Annotated in this window: 11 protein-coding genes, 1 tRNA gene, 1 pseudogene and 1 riboswitch; of the genes and pseudogenes, 5 read left to right on the forward strand and 8 right to left on the reverse strand. The window is 55.6% G+C overall.

All coding sequences use genetic code 11. The features are described from left to right. Positions 1-588: 588 nt before the first annotated feature. Positions 589-1,293, reverse strand: a complete 705-nt coding sequence (locus tag FMM72_RS00965; RefSeq protein ID WP_162220305.1) for a hypothetical protein — start codon at positions 1,291-1,293, stop codon at positions 589-591. A gap of 113 nt (positions 1,294-1,406) precedes the next feature. On the opposite strand from FMM72_RS00965, the gene FMM72_RS00970 reads away from it, so the two are divergent. Next, positions 1,407-3,413 carry a thioredoxin domain-containing protein gene (locus tag FMM72_RS00970; protein WP_162220306.1) on the forward strand — a complete coding sequence of 669 codons (2,007 nt, stop codon included), beginning with the start codon at positions 1,407-1,409 and terminating at the stop codon, positions 3,411-3,413. A 73-nt stretch (positions 3,414-3,486) separates the two neighbouring features. On the opposite strand, the gene FMM72_RS00975 is transcribed toward FMM72_RS00970, so the two are convergent. The 6 genes from FMM72_RS00975 to FMM72_RS01000 all read right to left on the reverse strand — a co-directional run bounded on the left by FMM72_RS00975 (position 3,487) and on the right by FMM72_RS01000 (position 11,226). Next, positions 3,487-4,620, reverse strand: coding sequence for a glycerate kinase family protein (locus FMM72_RS00975; RefSeq protein WP_160209329.1), 1,134 nt, complete (start codon positions 4,618-4,620; stop codon positions 3,487-3,489). A gap of 45 nt (positions 4,621-4,665) precedes the next feature. Beyond that, positions 4,666-5,589 carry an alpha/beta hydrolase family protein gene (locus tag FMM72_RS00980; protein WP_160209328.1) on the reverse strand — a complete coding sequence of 308 codons (924 nt, stop codon included), beginning with the start codon at positions 5,587-5,589 and terminating at the stop codon, positions 4,666-4,668. Between the two features lie 35 nt (positions 5,590-5,624). Further along, entirely contained in the window at positions 5,625-7,016 is a 1,392-nt protein-coding gene (locus FMM72_RS00985; protein WP_160209327.1) for a GntP family permease, read from the reverse strand. Positions 7,017-7,107: 91 nt separating this feature from the next. Further along, positions 7,108-8,595 (reverse strand): hypothetical protein, encoded by a 1,488-nt coding sequence (locus tag FMM72_RS00990; RefSeq protein ID WP_162220307.1) that lies wholly within the window; start codon positions 8,593-8,595, stop codon positions 7,108-7,110. A gap of 235 nt (positions 8,596-8,830) precedes the next feature. Next, positions 8,831-9,994: a CdaR family transcriptional regulator gene (locus tag FMM72_RS00995; protein WP_162220308.1), complete on the reverse strand. Its 1,164-nt coding sequence runs from the start codon at positions 9,992-9,994 to the stop codon at positions 8,831-8,833. A 473-nt stretch (positions 9,995-10,467) separates the two neighbouring features. Continuing rightward, positions 10,468-11,226: a 4Fe-4S binding protein gene (locus FMM72_RS01000; protein WP_162220309.1), complete on the reverse strand. Its 759-nt coding sequence runs from the start codon at positions 11,224-11,226 to the stop codon at positions 10,468-10,470. A 404-nt stretch (positions 11,227-11,630) separates the two neighbouring features. Between FMM72_RS01000 and FMM72_RS01005 the strand changes: the two genes are divergently transcribed. Continuing rightward, positions 11,631-11,706: transfer RNA gene (locus FMM72_RS01005), tRNA-Pro, on the forward strand. Between the two features lie 232 nt (positions 11,707-11,938). On the opposite strand, the pseudogene FMM72_RS17080 reads toward FMM72_RS01005, so the two are convergent. Continuing rightward, positions 11,939-12,061 (reverse strand): annotated as a pseudogene (locus tag FMM72_RS17080) (hypothetical protein); the annotation flags it as partial. 215 nt (positions 12,062-12,276) lie between these two features. On the opposite strand from FMM72_RS17080, the gene FMM72_RS01015 reads away from it, so the two are divergent. The 3 genes from FMM72_RS01015 to thiT all read left to right on the forward strand — a co-directional run bounded on the left by FMM72_RS01015 (position 12,277) and on the right by thiT (position 14,454). Further along, positions 12,277-13,188, forward strand: a complete 912-nt coding sequence (locus FMM72_RS01015) for a helix-turn-helix transcriptional regulator (RefSeq protein WP_162220310.1) — start codon at positions 12,277-12,279, stop codon at positions 13,186-13,188. Position 13,189: 1 nt separating this feature from the next. Beyond that, a complete protein-coding gene (locus FMM72_RS01020) occupies positions 13,190-13,513 on the forward strand; it encodes a TfoX/Sxy family protein (protein WP_160209322.1) in 324 nt (107 codons plus the stop codon). 185 nt (positions 13,514-13,698) lie between these two features. Then, positions 13,699-13,806, forward strand: a riboswitch (TPP riboswitch). 84 nt (positions 13,807-13,890) lie between these two features. Continuing rightward, positions 13,891-14,454 carry an energy-coupled thiamine transporter ThiT gene (thiT, locus tag FMM72_RS01025; RefSeq protein ID WP_160209321.1) on the forward strand — a complete coding sequence of 188 codons (564 nt, stop codon included), beginning with the start codon at positions 13,891-13,893 and terminating at the stop codon, positions 14,452-14,454. The last annotated feature ends 482 nt before the right edge of the window (positions 14,455-14,936 follow it).

The following is a 14,936-nucleotide window of genomic DNA, read 5'->3' on the forward strand; positions in this document are numbered from 1 at the left end:
TATCTGCCCAGCCGGCCGGAGTTGGGGGGTAACCGCCTTGTAGACGCTGCCAGAACGGGGGGACTGCCCCGAAGCGATCTCCCAGATGATGGCCTAGGCCGCAAAGACGCAAAGTACGGGTCGCTGTTGGAATAGCCGCCGCTGGCTGCGGAAATGGCTTCGGTATCCAGCCCCAGGATGGGGATAGGTTCTGAGGCGTCATCCCCTTGGGGCGTATTCTTGGTGACATACTGCCGCACCCCCTCCGGGGCATCCTCTGCATAAGCAATGCTGCCCATACTGAAAATCAGAATAGCAGCGGCCAGGATCGACAATGTTCGTTTCATCTTCGGCCCTCACTTTCTTACTGACCTGACGACGATGGCGGACGCCCCTGCAAGGAGTGCGGCGATAAGGGCCGCCCATTTTGCTTTGCGAAATTTTTTCATCCTTTTCCTCCTGTTCAAATTGATAGAGGAATCGCAAAAAAGGGGCCTCATCTCCCGGCGGTTTAAAGTTCTCCCGCAAGGCAGCCCGCCAGGATAGCGATGTTCAGTTCCTCTGGCGCCCCGGAAAATTCCGCCACCCCGATCTGGTAGAGCCGAGGCTTTAGGCTGGCGCAGCTGGGGGCCAGCCAGGGATTTTTTCTTTCATGTTGACAGCCTCCTTCATTGCATTTTGGGCAAAGAAAAGTGCCTGGCCCGAAGGACAAGCACTTTTGATTTTGGAAATGCGATGGGGTATTGAAATCAGCTCTGTTCCTGCCGGCTGGAAAAATAGAGTTCCAGCGCGGCGGCGATGGTGCTTTCTATCTCCTTTGCCGATTCCCCCTTTCGAAAATATTTCTTCAAAACGGCAGACTTTATCTTGACCGCCGTTCTCTTTGGCGTTTTGGACGGGAGCGGCTGGGTATCTGCTGGCAGGTAGGCGATGGGGACAGCTACATAGACGGGGGAGCTTTGCGTCGTTCACCAGTTCCAAAAGTTCGGGACACAGGTGGGGCAGGTGAATCAAGCGGTGCCATTCTGTGGGATTTAGGCCATAATGCTCTGCCAATGTTTCTCTGCTATATTTCATTTGTTCAACTTTGAACAAATCCTCGGAAACCGACTGTTCATCAGCGTTTACAGCACTTTCAAGCTGTGTTATGAGATCAACCTTTTGCAGTTGTTTCCGGGTTTCTTTGAGCCCTTCCAGCTCCATTTTGAAGGCAAAGGTTTTCTCGCTGGGGAGCAGTTCATCCAGGCCCCGCTGACGGTTGGAATGGGTGATGATGAGCTTGGCCTCGCCATCGCTGATCCCTTGCCGGACCACTGCCGGAATCTGCTTGTTCCCGGCAGCCCATGGGTATATTTTCGCTGTTTTGTGCTACGCTAAACCGATGGAACATGATACAATTGGCTCATAAAAATCGGAGGTTTGCTGTGATGCATCAAAACAGGCTGATTCACGAAAAATCCCCTTACCTTCTTCAGCACGCGCATAATCCGGTCGATTGGTACCCATGGGGCGAGCAGGCGTTTGCCGCCGCCCGCCGCACCGACCGCCCGGTATTTCTTTCAATCGGTTATTCCACCTGTCACTGGTGCCATGTGATGGAGCGCGAATCCTTTGAGAACGCACAGGCTGCCGACGTGCTGAACAGCGGCTTTATCGCCATCAAGGTGGACCGCGAGGAACGCCCCGATATCGACGCGGTTTACATGTCGGTATGTCAGGCGATGACCGGTTCGGGCGGATGGCCGCTGACTATTCTGATGACGCCGGAGCAAAAGCCGTTCTGGGCGGGGACGTATCTTCCCAAAGACAGCCGTTACGGACAGCCCGGCCTGATCGATCTGTTAAAGCGCGTGTCGCTGCTTTGGAGGACAGAGCGCGAACAGCTTTTGCAGGCGGGCGACGAAATCGCGGCCTATATCGCGCAGCATGGAACAGGCGGGGCGCAGGCGCCACAGCCCGCGCTGCTGCACACGGCGGCCGGTCAGCTCCGCGCCGCCTTCGATTCGACTGACGGCGGCTTTGGGGGTGCGCCGAAATTCCCCTCGCCGCACAACCTGCTCTTTCTCATGGACTACGCCCGGCGGGAGAAAGCCGGGGACGCGCGTTCCATGGCGGAAAAGACGCTGACGCAGATGGCGCGCGGCGGCCTGTTCGACCAGATCGGCGGCGGCTTCTCACGCTACTCCACCGACCGGCAGTGGCTTGCGCCGCATTTTGAAAAAATGCTTTATGACAACGCCCTGCTTGCCTATGCATATCTGGAGGCGTTTTCTCAGGACGGACGGCCGTTTTGGGAAACAATCGCGCGCCGCACGCTCGATTATGTCCTGCGGGAGCTGGCAAGCCCCGACGGCGCGTTTTACTGCGGCCAGGACGCGGACAGCGGCGGCGAGGAGGGGGCGTATTACCTTCTCACGCCTCAATTGGTTGAGCAGGCGCTCGGCGCACAGGACGCGGCGCGCTTTTGCCGCTGGTACGGCGTCACAGCGCAGGGCAATTTTGAGGGCAAAAGCATTGCAAACCTGTTGGAAAATACAGCGTATGAGCAGGAGCCGGAGGGCTTTGACAAACTGCGTGAAAAGCTTCTCGACTTCCGGCGCCACCGCGCGGCGCTGCATCGCGACGACAAGGTGCTGACCGCCTGGAACGCGCTGATGATCGCCGCGCTTTCCAAGGCGTACAGGACGCTTGGCGACGTGCGGTATTTAGACGCAGCAAAACGCGCAGCGGCTTTCCTGCGCGCCAATCTCACCGGTTCGGACGGGCGGCTGTGGCTGCGTTGGCGCGAGGGCGAAGCGGCCAATGCGGGACAGCTTGACGACTATGCCTTTTACGCCTGGGCACTTTTGGAGCTGTACGCCGCCGATTTTGACGCCGTTCATCTTAAAGAGGCGGTTTCACTGATGCAGACGCTGCAAGCGCATTTTTGGGACGAGAGCGGCGGCGGCTTTTTCCTCACAGCCGACGACTCGGAGCGTCTGATCGCCCGGCCCAAAGAGGTCTACGACGGCGCGATGCCCTCCGGCAACGCGGCGGCGGGCCTTGTCCTGACAAGGCTGTGGAAGCTGACAGGCGATCCCATCTGGCAGACGCGCGCCGACGGGCAGCTCGCTTTTCTGGCTGCCAGAACACAGGCGTATCCCGCAGGGCATTGCTTCTCGCTGCTCGCCATGGGCGAGGCGCTTTATCCTTCCCGCGAGCTGGTCTGCACGACCGCCGGCGCAGTCCCAGATGGCCTACTTGCGCTCGCAGAGCGCCGCCGGCTGTATACGCTTGTTAAAACGCCGTCGAACGCCGCCCTTTTGGAACAGCTCGCGCCCTTTACAGCCTCCTATCCCATCCCGGAGGACGGCGCGCTGTTTTACCTCTGTCAAAACGGCGCGTGCGCGGCTCCGGCCGGCAGCCTGCAAGAGCTTGGCCGCCTGCTTGAATAGGGACAGGGGACAAACAGCCGGCTGCCGGACCTTAAAAGGTCCGGCAGCCGGCTGTTTTATGTTTTATGATGTTTCACAGGCCCATCCGGACAAAAAAACGTATCAGATTATCCATGGTGAGCGCCAGGTCGTTTTTTGCACGCACACGCGCCTGCTGATAGGGAACCGCCACGCGGTTGGTGCTGAAAATCGCCGACACACCCGCTTCATACGCGGCGTCGATATTGTCGCCGATATCGCCCACGACCGCGATCAGCGGAACGCCCGCCTTTTTGGTGCGGCGCGCGACGCCGATCACCACCTTGCCGAGCAGCGACTGGAAGTCGATCTTCCCCTCGCCGGAAAAGACCATGTCCGCGCCGTCTAAAAGCGCGTCGAAACCGACCGTGTCGAGCACCGTTTCGATGCCCATCTGAAGCTGCGCGCCGAAATAGGCAACCATGCCGCCGCCCATGCCGCCAGCCGCGCCCGCGCCATGCAGCAAAAGGATATCGCGTCCAAGGTCCTTTTTCACAATCCCGGCCATATGGGCAAGACCTGCGTCAAGCAGCTCGACCATCGCCGGATCAGCGCCCTTCTGCGGACCGAATACATGCGCCGCGCCAAGCTCCCCGCACAGAGGATTGTCGATGTCGCACATAGCTACAATCTCCACATCGGCAAGCTCTTTGGGCATACCGGACAGATCAATGGAGGCGATGCGTGAAAGCGTTGCTCCAACCGGGACAAACGCCTCGCCGTCTGCATCCCTGAACACTGCTCCCATCGCGGCGGCTGCGCCGCAGCCACCGTCGTTTGTCGCGCTGCCGCCCAGGCCCATGATGATTTTTTTGCATCCGCGCTCAAGTGCAAGCCGCATGAGCTGTCCCACGCCATAGGTGGTTGTCTGCTCGGCACTGCGCCGTTCGCCCACCAGCGGCAGCCCCGCCGCAGCCGCCATCTCGATCACCGCCACGCCGCCCGGCAGCGCGCCGTAAAACGCATCCACATCCTCGCCCCACGGTCCCTGGACGCACGCGGCGACCTTCTCACCGCCCACAGCGCCCAAAAACGCGTCCACACTGCCTTCGCCGCCGTCCGCAACGGGCACGCCGCACACCTGCGCATCCGGCAGATACCGGCGGATAGCCGTCTCCATCACTGCACAGATTTCAGTAGACGACATTGTGCCCTTAAAGGAATCGGGGATCAGAATAAATTTATGCATGATTTTTCACACCTTATCCGTTTTACGGCAGCGTCCTGCCGGTTCTTATTTTGCGAAACTTGCTATAAAGTCGGAATACTGCTTGAGCGCCCCGGGATGCTTCAACAGGTCGACGTGCGCCATGCCAGGCACCTCAAGGTAAGTGACGTCGTATCCTTTTTCACGCATCAGCGGAACATAGACGTCTGAATGCACGCCCTTGTTAACCGAAACGTCCGCGTCGCCCGCGACGAAGAAATACGGCACCTTGGGCAGTTCATCAATAAACTGTACGGGATCGTGCTGTGCCACCGCTTCCTCAGCGCTGCAATCGTAATAATTATACGCCCTGTAAATGGTCGCCGCACAGTCCGGCCGCTCTGTGCAGTGATAGGACAGATTTGTTACCGGGCAATTGACTGCGACCGCCGAAACGGGGTGCTTGCCGTAGCGCGCGTAATTGAGCGCACCCACGCCGCCCATACTGCGTCCAAACAGGACAAGCGGCGTATCCGCAGGCAGGTCATATTTTTCATAAACCGCGTCGAGCACCTTGTCGATGGTCTCGATCGTCTCGTAGCTCATCCAGTTCCATGGCCCGCTGTACGGACGCACTACGAGCACGCCCTGCGCGCCCAATTGTTTATCCTGAAGCTCCGGCTCTGTTTTATACGTATGGCCGGCATTGAGTCCCTGGATATCGACCGCTACCTCGCGGATCGGCATGGTGCACTGCGCCTCATTGACCCATGCATAGGTGCTCAATGTATCCGCGCTGATGGTAAAGGCAGCCTTCAGCTCCTCCTGCGTGGGCGTGTGAATCCCTTCGGTCGGCGTCAGCGTACTGTTTTGGCTTGTCGTCAAAACCGGCGTCCCTGCGATTGTTCCTTCACTCAAGCGCACCGTGTGCTGCGCCGAAAAACCGATCAATCCACACACCACAACGGCGGCGATTACGGCGGCCGCTCCTTTTGTTGCCGAACTTCCCATTTTCCACATTCCTTTCCAGTATTTTCTTCTCTATCTTAGAAGATCAAAGACAGGACAAAGATTTCCGCCATGGCCGCGATTCCGAGAATCAGCGTGCCCATCGTCTGTGTCTTGTAACCCTGATCCGGCGTCATCTCGCCAAAGTTTGTAACAACCCAGAAGTACGAATCGTTCGCGTGGGAAACGGTCATCGCGCCCGCGCCGATCGCCATAACCGCCAGAGCGGCGCTGACCGGCGTTGTGAAGCCCAGCACGCCCATCAGCGGGGCAAGGATGCCGGCTGTTGTGGTAATGGCCACTGTGGAGGAACCCTGCGCCGATTTGAGGATCGCAGCGAGGATGAACGGGAAGAAAACGCCGATGGTTTCAAGCGCAGCAGCGTTGGCGGTGATATAGTTGACCATGTCGGACGAGGAAATCACCTTGCCGAGCACGCCGCCGGCCGCTGTGACAAACAAAATCGGACCGACTGTTTTGAGGGTTTCGTTGGTGATCTCATAAAATTTATCCATCCTGCCCGCGATGGAAAGCTGGATGGCGCCGAAAACAGCGCCGACTGCCAGCGCGATAATCGGAGTACCCAAAAAGCCGCAAATCACTGCCGTCATACCGGACCAGCCAGCCATGGAGGAAATGGAACCGAGCGCCATAAGCAGAATCGGAACGACGATCGGCGCCAACGCGTTAAGCCCGCCGGGGAGCTTGCCGTATTCCGCGACAAGCTGCTCATACGTTTTGACAACCTCGCCGTTGTCAACATCATCGGCCGCTTTGATCTTTTTGCCGATGTACTTCGCGAAGAAATAACCAGCCGCCAGCGGGCCGATTGAACACAGCGCGCCCATGCCCATAACAAGCAGCAGATTGTTTCCGATGCCCAGCGTGTTGGCTGCGGCGATCGGGCCGGGCGTCGGCGGGATAAAGACGTGTGAAATATAAAGGCCTGCGCTGAGCGCAACCGTCATCGCGACGCTCGAGGTCATGGTACGCTTAACAAGCGCCTTGCGGATCGGGTTGAGGATAACAAATCCCGAATCGCAGAATACCGGAATGGATACGACCCAGCCCATCAACAAAATCGCCAGCTCCGGGCGCTTTTTGCCAACGAGCTTGATCACCAGGTCGGCCAGCTTGAACGCTGCGCCGGTCGCCTCCAGGATACTGCCGATCAGCGCACCCAGGATGATGACGATACCGATGCTTGTAAACGTTCCGGAAAAGCCCGCTCCAATGACGTTGGCAAGCCCCTGCGACGTGACCGCCCCATTGGCGTTCTTGACATCCGTCAGAGGAATACCCGCCACAAGGCCGAGGATGAGCGAAATACCCATGATCGACAAAAACGGATGGATTTTGAACTTGGAGATTGCCACAATCATCAGTATAACCGCAATGATGAATGCGATAATCAATGGAAAGCCTGTCATAAAAAAACCTCCTCAATTTTTTCACCAGCTGCGCGCCGGCCACGGCGATTGTTTTCTCTGAGCGGCCGGCGTGCAACTGATTGAAATCGTATTAATTCGGGAATACGGTCGGCGCGCGATTTTGCAGATTCTGCTCAAACAGCCATGCGATCGCGGCCTTATCTTTAAACGTATTTTCCCACACCCAGTGGCCAACCGGCGTGTAGATGCCAAGATTTTCATTGACCTGATCCGGTTTGAACTTGAGTTCCGTATATTTGATCTTGCCGTCGGCCGATTCGTAATAACGATAATCTTCCGTTTCCACAGTGGGATTCGGCATCGGATCGTCCAGCGGGATATTGAGCATCACCTTATAAGCGTTCCGGCTTCCCTCCACAGGGACAGTCGGGTCCGTATCGTTGTGATGTAGCCACACCGGCAGTCCACTCGCGCGCACCGCTTTGAGCTGCGCAAGTTCTTCGTCCGTAATCACATCCCATGCGGTCACGCCACCGGAACCGCACATAATAAGCGCGCCGGCAAAATAGTCGGAATACGCAGGATTGCGCAGGAATGTCCAGGAGCCGCGGCCGCCAATGGATAATCCGGAAATATAGATGCGGTTCGGATCGATTTTCATGGACGGGTCATCCACAAACTGCCGTACCAGCTCCATTGTCATTGTCGTGACGTCAGGATGGCTCCAATTGATGGAGTTCGTCGTAACATCCGGATAGTCAAAGTACTGCGGCACAAAGACATAGGCCGGTTCCGGGGCGTTTTTCACCCATGTGATACCGCCCTGATTATTATAAAGCGGGGAAAGGGTTTCATCGTGTCCGTCCAGGTTGTTTGAGCGGGAACCGGAGCCATGCAAAAAGACGATCAGCGGATATGTCTCCCCTTCCTCCGCCTCAGGCTGATACAGATTGTACGCCAGCTTTTTATAGGTCAGTCCCGGCGTTTCCGATTCATACACATGCTGTGTGAAATCATCCACGATCTGCGTCTGATAACCCGCCTGCTGGAACGTATCGCCCGTGCTGGTCAGTCCGCCATCCGAATATTTGATCGGCAGCGTCTGACGGATCTCGTAAACCATCTTGTCGCCATAGGGAAGGATCTCCTTCGACTGGCCTTTCTCCCCGCCCTCCGGGATATAAGAATAGCCCAGATAGACCGAGGATGCGTTTTCGTCGTATGGGTCAAGCTCCAGGATCACATAATTTCCCTTTTTCATGACACCCACGTTCGGGCCGTCCGAGGTGTATGCCTTGACAATTTCGCGCGGCGCTTTCGGCTGGATGCTGTCGGACAGCTCCTCGCCGGCGTAGGTGGAGACAGCGTTGAGCTGCGCGCTCACCTCATAGCGGTCAACCAGATCGACCGCGAGCTGAAGCTCCTTGTCATATTCGATGGCGATCGCCGTTACGCGCGGGTTATACTCGCAGACTTCGGCGATCAGCGTGTATCCGCGCGCCGCACCGCCCGCCTGCGCGTCCGGTCCCTGCGGCGCGGGCGCGCTTACGACGTCAGACGATGCGCCCTCGGGAGGGGGGGGGGGTACCGCCGCAAGCTGCCGATGACAGCAAAACAACAAAGGCCGACAAAAGCGACAGCATTTTGACCTGCTTCATGAATTCTCTCTCCTTTTCTACCACTTTCTTTTGTCAGGGGGCGCTTTCCATGCGCCACAATAACGCCCATTTATCCCCCTGCAAATTTATTCTATCTTCTTTGCCCCCAGTTGTCTATGGACCGGTTTCCATAAAACAAACTGGATTTTTGTTTTTCATACCAAACTGTTAAATATATGATCCAGGCTTTTTGTGTCAATCGTCCAAAAGCAACAGGCTGCCCTCGACCTCCTTGAAAAACAGCATGGCCATGTAGAAAACCGGCGAATCGCTCGGCAGCCGCACATCGCGCCCTGTAATGTCATAAAGCTTTTTAAGCTTATATTGCAAGGTATTCTTATGCATATACAGCGCCTGCGCCGCCGCGGAAATGGAGCCTTCGGCCTCGTAATACGCCTCAAGAATCCCCATCCACCGGCGCACCTCCTCGTAACCACAGCCGCGGAACACCTTATGGATAAACTCCATTTTTGTCTGACGCGACACCTCGTCGACGACAAGCTCCAGCGTGACCTGATCGTATTTCATCACGCCGCTGCGCGTCATGCGCGCGCTGCGCCAGGCCGTATTGGCCTGCGCGTAGGCCTTGTGCACATCACCCGCCTCGCCGTCGATTCCTGCGCACAAATAAACGCCAAAGGTCTGTTTTGCCATGCTGCACAGGCGCAGGGCCAGCGCGCGCATCTGCTCGTCTGTGCGCTGGCGCACCAGCAGAATCTGACGGGCCGCATTGCGCAGGATGATGTTGCCGTTTTCAGCCTCGACAATCGCGGCAACTGCGTTTTCCACATTTTCAATCAGCTTCTGGCCGGCCATATTGTCGGTGTAATGCTCCAGATCCTGCGCGCTGATTACCATGACGCGCCGTGGGATGGTGATGTCAATACCAAGAGCAAGGCCGCGCTCCTCAAGCGCCTGACCCTGCACAGGACCACCCGCAAGCACCCAGTTCTCCAAAAAGCGGCTGCGCCTGCGCAAATCAAGGCGTTTGTCGTCCTGCTCCGTGCTCTCCCGGATTAAAATCTCGGTCATCTTCTTGACAACCTGCCCATATCCGATCACCTGTCCGTACTCGCCGGTGATCCCGATGACGCCGACGATATCGCCGCGATGCGTAATCGGCAGGTTAAGTCCGGTGCGCGCCGTGACTGTAGCCTGTTCCGCACAGATATACAATTCCGGCAGGCGCTGTTCAATGATCCGGCGCGCGCCCTCATGCAAGAAGCCGATACGCGCTGGATCGGTGCTTGCAATGATGTAGCCCTGCGCGTCCATCATATTGATGTTCTGCCCTACGATGCCGCCGATCTCCGCAACAATACATTGGGCGCTTTGGGTTGAAAGCTGAAAGCCGCTCATCGTGCAAGCCCCTCAAAGGCGGCCGCGGCGCGGGCTGCCGTTAGGATGGGCACAGCTGTAGAACGAGAGAGACAGCCGGCTGTTTTCATAGCAACACATCCTTTTTACCGTACGTCCATATCCGCGAAGCGGCGTGGGCACAGCGGCGTTCCAGCAGCATAACAGCTACTCTATCATTATTATACTAGCAATTTCAGCGCCATATATATATTCTTTGTAACAAAATATATACATATATTATATTATATAGAACTAATTAAACAAATTATTCCTTCATTTTCTGTGAAATCAAACAGCATTGGTCGGAAAGCAGCGCGCATCTGTCGAATTTTTTGCCGGACGCCAACAATTTCATGAATTAGACGTCTGGTTGTCTGGCGCAGTATACTGACTATAGGCTTTTACAAAAGAATCCGTGCGCCAAAAAAGGCGCCCCGAGGCTGCCAATCCCGGAACGCCTTTGGCCGCTCTTTTTACAGCCACGTCTGATTTTCACGCCTCACCTGCGTCAGGCCGCCCAGCTTTGCCTGCACAGCAACCTGGCCTTCAGGCGGCAGCGCGCGCGCCTGATGCGGGCAAACTGCAACGCAGTGCATACAGAGAATACACGCCGCCCCCGTCTTGTCCGGCGCGTCTGGCGGGATGGCCCCCACTGGGCAGCGGCGTGCGCAAAGCCCACAGCGGACACATCCATCCGAAGCCTGTGGCCGAAGCGGGAGCGGCTTGCCCGCGCAGTACGGCCGGCTGCCTGGGACAGACACCGGAGAACACACACCGCCGCTTATTTTTTCCTTTACCGCCGCCGCAAAAGCCTTGATCTCCTGTATATCGCGCGCATCCGGACGGCCGGCCGCGACTGTACGCAGCATGGAGTGCTCCGCTATGAAAGCGCCGGCCGCAACTGGTACGAAATTCTGCTCTGTAAGCAGGTCGCACAGCTCAAGCAAGGCGTCGTCAAACGCGCGGTTGCCATATATGGCAACCGCCACGGCAGGCGCGCCCGCGCCCGCGATGCGGCGCATCGCTTCGCGCGCGGGCGCGGGGACGCGTCCCGCAAACACCGGCACGGCAAACAAAGCAAGCGTCCCACCGTCCGCTTTCGACACGGAAACGTCCGGGTCCGACAGGTCAAAAAACTCCGGCGCGCCAGTCAGCGCGTCGGCCAGCGCCCGCGCCACGCGCTGGACGCCGCCGGTTGGGCTGAAATAAAACACATGAACTGTTTGATACATTGCTATTTCCTCCCCACGCCGCAGGTTTCGGAAAAAACGTGCGGCGCGCTGTTTTCTTTTATATATTTTATCATGTCCGCAGCGCGGCATGATAAAATTGGCCATTGGGGAGGCAGCGGGCCGCGCCCGCGTATCGCCCTGGCCATGCATGAAGGATAAAATAAACGCCCTGCGTTTATTTTATCATGTCCGCAGCGCGGCATGATAAAATTGGCCATCGGGGAGGCAGCGGGCCGCGCCCGCGTATCGCCCTGGCCATGCATGAAGGATAAAATAAACGCTCTGCGGTTATTTTATCACATTCAGAGCGGCCCAGCAATCTATACATTTTTCAGTTCAAATAATGTTTTAGATAATATCTTGACATCCAATGAAAGCATATGGTATGATAATTAAGTTATCATCGAGGTGTAGCGCAGTTGGTAGCGCGCTTGGTTTGGGACCAAGATGCCGCGGGTTCGAATCCTGTCACCTCGACCACCAGGCAAGGGCCTGGAGCCATTTCGCGCTCCAGGCTTTTTCTTATATCCAAAGCAGATGCCCGCGTCCGGGGTGGTTCCAAAGTGAGCGGCCTTGTCAAAAACCCCATGAAATCTTCCGATTTCATGGGGTTTTTCTTATTTTCATATCCTAAATCCACGATCCCGTTGTAATATTCCGTTCCCACCAGATTCAGCTTCAGTTCCTGCTCTGGTTTTGGGAACAACCGCACGCCTTTGCCCAGCGCCATTGGGATTATCGACAGCCGCAGCTTGTCAATGCTGCTCTCTTTCAAAAGCTGCTCAGCTACGGATGCACCGCCCTGTTCGTCCGCAATATATCCATCCGCACTCATAGCGAGATATAAAACAACCTTTCCCAGGATTATCCCCGCCGTTGCCCCTATTGTACCCAAATGTACCCAAAGCTCTCAAAAAGTACAAAGAAAAAAGGAACATGACAGACAGTTGCCATGTTCCTATGGTATAATAACCGCAAAGCGGTTATTATACCATGCCGCTTCGCGGGCGCGGTATCATACAGAAAAAAGTTGGAAAGGCGGTGCGGCTCATGAAGATGGAGCGGCTTATCGGCATCCTATCCATCCTGCTCCAGCGGGAGAAGATCACCGCGCCGGAATTGGCGGAACAGTTTGAGGTATCCCGCCGGACCATCCAACGGGACATTGAATCCCTGTGCCGGGCAGGCGTCCCCATCTCCACCGCCCAGGGCACGGGCGGCGGCATCTCCATTATGGAGGGCTACCGGGTAGACCGCACAGTGCTCACCGCCCCGGAGATGCAGGCCATCCTAGCGGGACTGCGGAGTCTGGACAGCATCAGCGGTACCCGCCGCTACGCTCAACTGATGGAAAAGCTGTCCACCGGGACAAGCAGGCTGGCGCCCGGCGGCGCCCATATGCTTATTGATCTCTCATCCTGGTACAAGACCAGCCTGTCGTCCAAGATAGGACTCATTCAGGGGGCTATGGAACAACACCACACCATCCGCTTTAACTACTTCTCTCCCAAAGAGAACTCGGTGCGGATCATCGAGCCTTACTATCTGGTGTTCCATTGGTCCGCCTGGTATGTGTGGGGTTGGTGCCGGACCCGGGAAGATTTTCGCCTCTTTAAACTCAACCGCATGACGGAGCTCACCTCTGGCGAACCCTTTGCCCCTTGTCCCGCACCCCTGCCCAACCTGGATCCAGAGCGGGTTTTTCCGGCGAAATATCAGGTCACTGTCCTATTTGACCCAGCCTGCCGCTGGCGGCTGGTGGAGGAATACGGCGCGGACAGCTTCACCGTGGAATCAGACGGCAGGTTGCGTTTTACCAGAGGCTTTCCCAGCGCGGACAGTGTGCTAAGTTGGGTCCTGACCTTTGGGGACAAGGCGGATCTGTTGGGACCGGAAGAATTGCGAAAGCGGCTGGGGGCTCTGACCCGAAAACTGGCCGACCATTACCAAGGGAGGAACTGATATGGCGTCTCATGTGGATTTTGTGGACTATGTGACCGAGCAGCTGCGGGAGGCTGGGACCATCCGCAGCCGGAAAATGTTCGGTGAATACGGTCTTTACTGCGACGATGTGTTTTTCGCCGTCATCTGTGACGACCGTTTTTTTGTGAAGATCACCTCAGAGGGTGAGACAGCTTTTCCCGACCTGCCCAAAGCCCCGCCCTATGAGGGGGCCAAGGACTACATCTGGGTGGAGGATGTGGACAACCGGGACACCATGACCCTTCTTACCCGTCTCACTTGTCGGGCGCTTCAGGAGCAGCCGCGGAAAAAACGGAAGAAATGATGGTGACCTTTTGACTACTAAAAAGAGTACAAGGAATTCTATCTGCCGCCAAAAACGCCAGGCATCATCGCAGCGCCTGCTATGAACTTTCCAGTGGTGCGGGGCCAGGGCGGCTCCAATGAGGAAAGCGGCGCCTGGCGCCAGGTTTTAGTTGACATTTTATAAAAATGCGAATATACTGATGGAACAATCAACAGGGGAGCCCGTATTGCGGGCTGAGATTTGAGGCTTCACCTCATGACCCTCCGACCTGATCTGGATCATGCCAGCGTAGGGAGTGACATTATTGTGATCTTCCAGGGACGTTTGGCGCATTGCCAACGTCCTTTTTTTATGGCATCCACAACAGGAAAAGGAAAAGAAAGGAAGAATTTAGTATGAATCACAAGGGAAAAACGTTTGTCCTTGTCAAGTGCGCTTTACTGGCTGCGCTGGCAGTGGCGCTCAATTTTGTCAAGTTTGCTCCCTGGCCCAATGGCGGTTCCATCACTGCCGCCGCAATGGCGCCTATTGTCCTGGCTGGGCTGATGTTCGGACCCGGATGGGGTGTTTTGACCGGCTTTACTTTCAGCCTGCTTCAGATGCTTTTGGATGGTATCAGCGCGCCTCCCGTGGAGACTGTCCTCTGGTACGCTCTGGTGATACTGCTTGATTATGTGATTGCGTATACTGTGCTGGGGCTTGTAGGCGTCATTGCCAAACCCTTTTCAAAGCCGGTCAAAGGCGCTGTCATCGGTACTCTGGCCGTTACAGCAGCGCGTTATCTCTGCCATATTGCAAGCGGTATTCTGATCTGGGGCGTTTATGCTCCCGAAGGTACCCCCATTTGGCTCTATTCCCTGCTGTACAATGGATCTTACATGGTCCCGGAAATGATCATCACCACCATTGTGGTCAGCCTGCTAGCTGGCGCTGTATTCAAAAAAACACATGCTGCCTGATCGTAAAAATTCCGGTATTTTCTCAGCATCAGTCTGTTCTCTGCACTGAAAGATATGTACGAATATTTGTAGTCGTTCCATTTTGGACAGTCAATGCCATTGACAGTTATATTCTATATAAATAGTCCGCGGCATTTCCGGTTCCGATAGTTCGCAGATATCGGAATCGGAAATGCCGTGGACTATTTTTTACGCTATCACTTTCAAAAAGGCCGCTATATCACCGAACAGCAACACTCCTGTTGCAATAAATTTGCCTCTTGATTTATGGAGTCTATACGATGTTATATAATTTTTTATCCGAAAAAACGCTTCTCCAATCATCCTAAATCAATAAAATTTTTAAAGTTTAAAATTATTTTTCTAATATTATCAGAAATCTACTTGTGTTTTTCTGTTTATATAGATAAAATTATATAATAATATAAAAAAGTATTGACTTTATATATTTTTTTATATATCATGAGGGTAATTCCTCAGGC

The organism is Anaerotruncus colihominis, from assembly GCF_010206195.1.
GTDB classification, from domain to species: Bacteria; Bacillota; Clostridia; order Oscillospirales; family Ruminococcaceae; genus Anaerotruncus; species Anaerotruncus colihominis_A.

Excerpts from the sequence above, each read along its gene's own strand:
- FMM72_RS00995 (WP_162220308.1), bottom strand. The coding sequence starts at position 9,994 with ATGAGCGGCTTTCAGCTTTCAACCCAAAGCGCCCAATGTATTGTTGCG.
- FMM72_RS00985 (WP_160209327.1), bottom strand. The coding sequence starts at position 7,016 with ATGACAGGCTTTCCATTGATTATCGCATTCATCATTGCGGTTATACTG.
- thiT (WP_160209321.1), top strand. The coding sequence starts at position 13,891 with ATGAATCACAAGGGAAAAACGTTTGTCCTTGTCAAGTGCGCTTTACTG.
- FMM72_RS00975 (WP_160209329.1), bottom strand. The coding sequence starts at position 4,620 with ATGCATAAATTTATTCTGATCCCCGATTCCTTTAAGGGCACAATGTCG.
- FMM72_RS01020 (WP_160209322.1), top strand. The coding sequence starts at position 13,190 with ATGGCGTCTCATGTGGATTTTGTGGACTATGTGACCGAGCAGCTGCGG.
- FMM72_RS01000 (WP_162220309.1), bottom strand. The coding sequence starts at position 11,226 with ATGTATCAAACAGTTCATGTGTTTTATTTCAGCCCAACCGGCGGCGTC.
- FMM72_RS00970 (WP_162220306.1), top strand. The coding sequence starts at position 1,407 with ATGCATCAAAACAGGCTGATTCACGAAAAATCCCCTTACCTTCTTCAG.
- FMM72_RS01015 (WP_162220310.1), top strand. The coding sequence starts at position 12,277 with ATGAAGATGGAGCGGCTTATCGGCATCCTATCCATCCTGCTCCAGCGG.
- FMM72_RS00980 (WP_160209328.1), bottom strand. The coding sequence starts at position 5,589 with ATGGGAAGTTCGGCAACAAAAGGAGCGGCCGCCGTAATCGCCGCCGTT.